The organism is Anoxybacillus sp. LAT27 (assembly GCF_022030075.1).
Taxonomy (GTDB): Bacteria; Bacillota; Bacilli; order Bacillales; family Anoxybacillaceae; genus Anoxybacillus; species Anoxybacillus kestanbolensis.
On the sequence record NZ_JAIWYK010000017.1, the window covers coordinates 1 to 7,301 of the forward strand.

General features: G+C 41.7%; 5 protein-coding genes, 13 tRNA genes and 1 rRNA gene. All 19 read left to right on the plus strand.

Going from position 1 to position 7,301, the window contains the following annotated elements:
* A 5S ribosomal RNA gene (gene rrf, locus LD028_RS01465) occupies positions 1-85 on the plus strand; the annotation flags it as partial.
* Between the two features lie 10 nt (positions 86-95).
* A tRNA-Val gene (locus LD028_RS01470) sits at positions 96-171 on the plus strand.
* A gap of 28 nt (positions 172-199) precedes the next feature.
* Positions 200-276 (plus strand) — tRNA-Met (locus tag LD028_RS01475).
* Between the two features lie 5 nt (positions 277-281).
* Positions 282-357 (plus strand) — tRNA-Asp (locus tag LD028_RS01480).
* A 5-nt stretch (positions 358-362) separates the two neighbouring features.
* Positions 363-438 (plus strand) — tRNA-Phe (locus tag LD028_RS01485).
* A 39-nt stretch (positions 439-477) separates the two neighbouring features.
* A tRNA-Thr gene (locus LD028_RS01490) sits at positions 478-553 on the plus strand.
* A gap of 5 nt (positions 554-558) precedes the next feature.
* Positions 559-643: transfer RNA gene (locus LD028_RS01495), tRNA-Tyr, on the plus strand.
* A gap of 4 nt (positions 644-647) precedes the next feature.
* Positions 648-721: transfer RNA gene (locus tag LD028_RS01500), tRNA-Trp, on the plus strand.
* A gap of 8 nt (positions 722-729) precedes the next feature.
* Positions 730-805 (plus strand) — tRNA-His (locus LD028_RS01505).
* A gap of 17 nt (positions 806-822) precedes the next feature.
* Positions 823-897, plus strand: a tRNA-Gln gene (locus tag LD028_RS01510).
* A gap of 5 nt (positions 898-902) precedes the next feature.
* Positions 903-974 (plus strand) — tRNA-Gly (locus tag LD028_RS01515).
* Between the two features lie 11 nt (positions 975-985).
* Positions 986-1,059: transfer RNA gene (locus tag LD028_RS01520), tRNA-Cys, on the plus strand.
* A gap of 12 nt (positions 1,060-1,071) precedes the next feature.
* Positions 1,072-1,157, plus strand: a tRNA-Leu gene (locus LD028_RS01525).
* Between the two features lie 51 nt (positions 1,158-1,208).
* Positions 1,209-1,293, plus strand: a tRNA-Leu gene (locus LD028_RS01530).
* Positions 1,294-1,565: 272 nt separating this feature from the next.
* Positions 1,566-2,912, plus strand: coding sequence for a GH1 family beta-glucosidase (locus LD028_RS01535; protein ID WP_237810691.1), 1,347 nt, complete (start codon positions 1,566-1,568; stop codon positions 2,910-2,912).
* Between the two features lie 168 nt (positions 2,913-3,080).
* Entirely contained in the window at positions 3,081-4,370 is a 1,290-nt protein-coding gene (locus LD028_RS01540; RefSeq protein ID WP_006319211.1) for an ABC transporter substrate-binding protein, read from the plus strand.
* A 59-nt stretch (positions 4,371-4,429) separates the two neighbouring features.
* Positions 4,430-5,356, plus strand: a complete 927-nt coding sequence (locus tag LD028_RS01545; protein WP_237810694.1) for a carbohydrate ABC transporter permease — start codon at positions 4,430-4,432, stop codon at positions 5,354-5,356.
* A 15-nt stretch (positions 5,357-5,371) separates the two neighbouring features.
* Positions 5,372-6,211 (plus strand): carbohydrate ABC transporter permease, encoded by an 840-nt coding sequence (locus LD028_RS01550; RefSeq protein WP_035047936.1) that lies wholly within the window; start codon positions 5,372-5,374, stop codon positions 6,209-6,211.
* 90 nt (positions 6,212-6,301) lie between these two features.
* On the plus strand, positions 6,302-7,301 hold a 1,000-nt coding region (locus tag LD028_RS01555), incomplete at its 3' end, for a LacI family DNA-binding transcriptional regulator (RefSeq protein WP_237810695.1).

Consider the following 7,301-nt stretch of genomic DNA (forward strand, 5'->3'; position numbering starts at 1 on the left):
TCCCATCCCGAACACGGAAGTTAAGCTCTCCAGCGCCGATGGTAGTTGGCGGGACACCGCCTGCGAGAGTAGGACGTTGCCGGGCAAGATGAAATGGAGGATTAGCTCAGCTGGGAGAGCACTTGCCTTACAAGCAAGGGGTCGGCGGTTCGATCCCGTCATCCTCCACCATATATGAACATTGGTTTACTTTTATCATCGCGGGGTGGAGCAGCCAGGTAGCTCGTCGGGCTCATAACCCGAAGGTCGCAGGTTCAAATCCTGCCCCCGCAACCAAAGTTGGTCCCGTAGTGTAGTGGTTAACATGCCTGCCTGTCACGCAGGAGATCGCGGGTTCGAGTCCCGTCGGGACCGCCATGTACGGCTCGGTAGCTCAGTCGGTAGAGCAAAGGACTGAAAATCCTTGTGTCGGCGGTTCGATTCCGTCCCGAGCCACCATTTTGAATCATGTCGGCTTCGTATAAATATATATAATGTGCCGGCTTAGCTCAATTGGTAGAGCAACTGACTTGTAATCAGTAGGTTGCGGGTTCAAGTCCTGCAGCCGGCACCATCTGCGGAGGGGTAGCGAAGTGGCTAAACGCGGCGGACTGTAAATCCGCTCCCTTTGGGTTCGGCGGTTCGAATCCGTCCCCCTCCACCATTTTAGGGGCATAGTTTAATGGTAGAACAGAGGTCTCCAAAACCTCCGGTGTGGGTTCGATTCCTACTGCCCCTGCCAAAAACATGGCGGCTATGGCGAAGTGGTTAACGCACCAGATTGTGGCTCTGGCATTCGTGGGTTCGATTCCCACTAGTCGCCCCATATCCGTTTTAAAACATTGGGGTATAGCCAAGCGGTAAGGCAACGGACTTTGACTCCGTGATGCGTTGGTTCGAATCCAGCTACCCCAGCCATATATGCGGAAGTAGTTCAGTGGTAGAACACCACCTTGCCAAGGTGGGGGTCGCGGGTTCGAGTCCCGTCTTCCGCTCTTTGTTTCACGGCGGCATAGCCAAGTGGTAAGGCAGAGGTCTGCAAAACCTTTACCACCGGTTCGAATCCGGTTGCCGCCTCCATTTTTTTTATGCGCCGGGGTGGCGGAATTGGCAGACGCACAGGACTTAAAATCCTGCGGTAGGTGACTACCGTGCCGGTTCGAGTCCGGCCCTCGGCACTGAAAAGGCTTGACAAAATAAGATAGCATGATACAATTTAATTGTTTCATGCCGATGTGGCGGAACTGGCAGACGCGCACGACTCAAAATCGTGTGGGGTAGCCCCCCGTGTGGGTTCGACTCCCACCATCGGCACTAGAGGGATTCCTGTTAATCGCAGGAATCCTTTTTTTATTTTCTCTTATTCGTTTCCCTTCGATTATTTTAGATTATTTTCTGATGTGAAAAACGAAAATTTTCGTAAACAACCCCTTTAGTTAGACTGTTAATTATAATTTTTGTACGAACATAAAAGATTTTATTGACTTGTTCCGCTAACTTTTATTATGATTAAGTTACGAAACAAATGAAAGAAAGCGCTTTTTTAAATTTGTCATTAACGAAAAAATTCGTAGGAGGTTCGAAATATGCTTCAGTTTCCGAAAGATTTCATCTGGGGAGCTGCTACTTCATCGTATCAAATTGAAGGAACGGCGACTGGAGAAGATCAAATTTACTCGATTTGGGATCACTTTTCTCGTATTCCGGGTAAAGTGGCGAATGGTGATAATGGAGATGTTGCAATTGATCATTACAATCGCTATGTTGATGATGTCGCATTAATGAAAGCGCTTCATTTAAAGGCGTATCGATTTTCGACTAGTTGGGCGAGACTGTATACGGAGACGCCAGGTAAGTTTAATGAGAAAGGTCTAGATTTTTATAAGCGTCTTGTGCATGAATTGCTAGAGAACGGTATCGAACCAATGTTGACTATTTACCATTGGGATATGCCACAAGCTCTTCAAGAAAAAGGCGGTTGGGAAAATCGCGATATTGTGTATCGCTTCCAAGAATACGCTTCGTTTCTTTACGAAAACCTCGGTGATGTCGTAAAAAAATGGATTACGCATAATGAGCCGTGGGTCGTCACTTATTTAGGGTATGGTAACGGTGAGCACGCGCCGGGTATTCAAAACTTTACGTCATTTTTAAAAGCAGCACATCATGTTCTCCTCTCTCATGGGGAAGCAGTAAAAGCGTTTCGGGAAATCGGTCCGAAAGACGGGGAAATTGGAATTACATTGAATTTGACACCTGGATATGCCGTTGATCCGAAAGATGAAAAGGCGATTGATGCAGCGCAGAAATGGGACGGTTTTATGAATCGTTGGTTTTTAGACCCGGTATTTAAAGGGCAGTATCCAAAAGATATGTTAGAAGTGTACAAAGATTATTTACCAGATGTTTACCGAAATGAAGATTTACAAACGATTCAGCAACCGATCGACTTTTTCGGATTTAACTATTATTCAACAGCAACATTAAAAGAGTGGAAAAAAGGTGAACATGAACCGATCGTATTTGAGCATGTAAGCACAGGCAGACCAGTGACAGATATGAATTGGGAAGTCAATCCAAACGGTTTATTTGATTTGTTAGTGCGGTTGAAGAAAGATTACGGTGATATACCATTGTACATTACTGAAAACGGTGCTGCATACAAAGACCATGTCAACGAACAAGGAGAAGTAGAAGACGATGAACGGGTTACTTATATACGAGAGCATTTAATTGCTTGTCATCGTGCAATTGAACAAGGAGTTAATTTGAAAGGCTATTATGTATGGTCGTTATTCGATAATTTTGAGTGGGCATTTGGCTATGATAAGCGTTTCGGTATTGTATACGTGGACTATGAAACGCTAACACGAATCCCAAAGAAGAGCGCATTATGGTATAAGGAAACGATCATGAATAATGGAGTTAAATAAAGGAGGTGATGGGGAAGGGAAAAAAGTTTTCTTTGTTGTAGCGCAACGTATCGGGGATTAGCCGCTACCACAAAGAAAACTAAAAGAATTATAACGTGAAACAAACAAATGGGCAAATGAAAGGTGTAAACGGTATGAGCACATGTTGTAAAAAACGAGGGGGAAAGAATGATGAAGAAACGAGCGCTTATGTTGTTGTTAGCATTCGTCTTTATGTTCGCAACTGCCTGCGGCAATCAGTCTGAAAGTACGAACGAATCAAAAGACAAAGGTTCAAGTGAAAAAGTGAAGTTGAACATGTGGGTATTCGGAAGCACTGGCTATGAAAAGTTAGCTGAGGAATATATGAAGGATCATCCGAATGTCGAAATTAAAATTCAGTCAACACAGTTTGATGACCATCATAACGCACTATTTACAGCGTTATCAGCAGGAAGTGGTGCGCCGGACATCGCGATGATTGAAGTAAACAACATTGAACGTTATCGTGAGGCGCAAGATCGCTTTTATAACTTATACGATTTTGGAGCAAAAGACATTAAGGATAAGTATTTAGATTGGAAATGGCGTATCGGTGAAAGTGCAGATGGAAGCTTTTTATTCGGTCTCCCAACAGATATTGGTCCAACGGCTATGTTTTACCGCGCTGACGTATTTGAAGCAGCCGGACTTCCAACAGATCCAGCTGAAGTGGCTCAGTTAATTCCGGACTGGAATGCATATGCGGAAATCGCTGCAACAATTAAAGAAAAAACAGGAAAGCCAATTGCAGACAATATTGAACTTGTATACAACGCATTGCGCGACCAAGCGCCTGTGCAATATTTCAATGAAAAAGAAGAATTGCTAATTGAAAAAGAACCGTATATTAAACAAGCGTACGACTATACAGTTAGCTTAATTCAAAAAGGTTACCTTGGCAGCAACGGATTATGGACTCCTGAATGGGGTAATGCGATGGAAAAAGGAAGCTATGCAACATTACTTGCGCCTGCATGGATGCAAGGGGTAGTGAAAGGAAATGCGCCAAATTCAGCAGGCAAGTGGCTTATTACAAACATGCCAGGTGGAGCAGGAAACTGGGGTGGCTCTTATTTAACGATTCCAAAAGAATCAAAGCATCCGCAAGAAGCGTATGACTTCATTCAATGGCTTGTCGCACCAGAGCAACAGTTGAAGTCGTTTAAAGACATGGGATTATTCCCATCCACTCCTTCTGTGTATGATGCTCCAGAGTTTAAAGAGTACAAAGATGAGTACTTTGGTGGAGTAAACACAGCTCAAGTCTTTGCAGAAGCAGCACAAAAAGTAAAAACAGTGTACATGGGCAAAAACTACACACTCGTTCAAGCAGAAATCATCAAAGCGTTGACAAACGTACAAAAGAAAAAAGCTGATCCAGAAAAAGAATGGGAAGAAGCAATTAAACGTATTAAACGTCAACTTGAACGTCAATAAAACATATGAGGAAGGGATTTATTCCCTTCCCCTACTATGATTTTTGGAGGGAAATACAAATGGTATCCCATAATCATACAAACGCAACCGTCCGTCCAAAAGGATTAAGTGATAAGAAAAAAACAGCATTAGCTGGCTACTTATTCATTTCTCCGTTCTTTCTTTTATTTGCCATCTTCGGTGCTTTTCCAATGCTGTTTAGCTTTTACTTAGCTTTTCAAAAATGGAATGGATTCGGTGAAATGACATTTGTCGGAGTTAAAAACTTTTCACTTATTTTTACTGATCCATTATTTTGGAAATCGATTTATAACACGATTGTGATCGGTTTATTAGGAACAGGTCCACAGCTAATTGCGGCTTTAATTTTAGCCGTTGCTTTAAATTCAGCAATGGTCAAGTTTAAAAGTGTATTTCGTGTCGCTTACTTTGTGCCAAACGTAACATCGATTGTTGCGGTAGCGATTGTCTTCACCGTTTTATTTAGCGAACAAGAAGCAGGATTAGTAAATGCTACACTTGGCTTATTTGGCATTTCGCCAGTAAGCTGGCAGACATCTGAATGGGGAGCGAAAATTGCGATTGCGACGATGATTTTTTGGAGATGGGTTGGATATAACTCGATTATTTTCTTAGCGGGATTGCAAAGCATTCCGAAAGATCTTTATGAAGCAGCTGAAATTGATGGAGCGAAAAAATGGCAGCAGTTTTTTTACATCACTGTGCCGATGTTAAAGCCAATCATCGTATTCGTTGTATTTACGGCAACGATCGGATCGCTACAAATTTTTGCCGAGCCACTCATTTTCGGAAGTGGATTTAGAGAAGAAAGTATGACGATCGTGTTGTATTTATGGAGAGAAGCGTTCTCGAATAACGCGTTCGGAACAGCATCTGCGACAGCCGTCTCGCTATTTTTACTCATCATTGTATTTACGACAATTAACTTCTTTGCGTCCAATCGTTTAGATAAATCGGGCAAGTAAAAAATATGGAGGTGAATGAAGATGCAACGTAAAAAGGGATTTGTGAATAAAGTAACAATCCATGTATTGTTGATTATCGGTGCGTTATTGTCGGTTTTTCCGCTATACTGGATGTTTGTTATGGCGACTCAGCCGAATCATGTCATTAATAAATTACCGCCAGCTGTTGTACCGGGAGATAAGTTAGTCGAAAACTTTCAAAACGTATTAGAAAATGTCGACTTTTTCGGGGCAATGTGGAACTCTTTTATTGTTGCTAGCTTAACGACGCTTGGGGTGTTATTTTTCAGCTCTTTAGCAGGTTTTGCATTTGCTAAGTTGCAGTTTAAAGGTCGGGAAAAGCTGTTTGCTGTCATTTTAATTACGATGATGATTCCGCCACAATTAGGATTAATCCCACAATACTTCATTATTACGAAGTTGGGTTGGTTGAACGATTTAAAAGCAATTATTGTTCCAGGTTTAGTGAATGCGTTCGGTATTTTTTGGATGCGTCAATATATTAAAGACGCAATTCCTGATGAATTGATTGAAGCGGCAAAAATTGATGGATGCAGTATATTCCGTGTATATTGGAATATTGTCGTTCCTTCAATTTTACCAGCTTTTGCGACGCTTGGCATTTTAACATTTATGTTCGTATGGAACGATTTCTTGTGGCCATTAACTGTATTGAGAGATGAATCAAGCTACACGATTCAAATTGCTATTCGCGCTCTTCAAGACGCATACGTGAAAGACTATGGTATGATTTTATCTGGAACATTTTGGGCAACATTGCCTTTAGTTGTTGTATTTTTAATGTTTAATAAGTTGTTCATTTCAAGCTTGACGCAAGGATCCGTCAAACAATAGTGACATAACCGCCAACTAAAGCGCATTCATTTTTAATGGGAACATTTATGTTATAATAAAGGTAAGATTATAAAGTTAAGAAGGGATCGTATGAAAATTACCATTAAGGAAATTGCGAAATTAGCGGGTGTGTCACCAGGTACGGTATCGAAAGTATTAAATAACTATCATGATGTCGGTGAGGAAACGAAAAAAAAAGTGCTAGAAATTATGGAGCAGACTGGGTATGTCGCTGCTCGCATTCAAAAAGATACTGCTCATAAGTCGAGAGTAGTTGGCGTTATTTACGCCGGAGAAATCAACGCGGATTTCAACCACCCGTTTTTTATTGAGGTAATGAACTCTTTCAAAAAAACAATGGGAACGTTCGGTTATGACCTCCTCTTCTTTTCAAATGAACAATTTGAAGAAGGGGAGGAAGATTATTATGAGCGTGCTATGCGTTACAAAGTAGACGGAGTAATCATTATTAGTGGTGAAAAACTTCAACCATCTATTTATCGATTAGATATGAGCGACATTCCATGTATTGGGGTGGATATTCCGCTTGAAGGCAACCGTTCTGCGTATATTATGACAGATAACTATAAGATTTCAGCGAAAGTAGTAGAGCATTTTTACTTATGTGGCTATCGACATATCGGCTACATTGGTGGTTTGCCAGGCGCACAAGTGACAAAAATTCGTGAACAAGGATTTCGCAACACGATGAAGGAATTTGGATTAACAATTCACGAAGAATGGTTCGTTCAAGGGGACTTCTTTATGGAAAGTGGCTATGAGGCGATGAAAAAAATATTAGGTTCGTCACATCATCCTGAAGCGGTATTTGCAGCGTCAGATTTAATGGCATTTGGAGCAATGAAAGCGGTAAAGGAACACGGATTAAAAATACCTGAGGATATTGCGATCGTTGGGTGTGATGATATCGACGCATGCAATTATACCGATCCACCTTTAACTTCCGTTCGTCAAGATAAAGAAAAAATCGGACGACTTGCCGCATATATGTTAAAAGATATTATACACCGCCAATTCCAGCCGAAAGCGGTTATGGTTGAACCGGAGTTAATTATTCGCGAATCTTGTG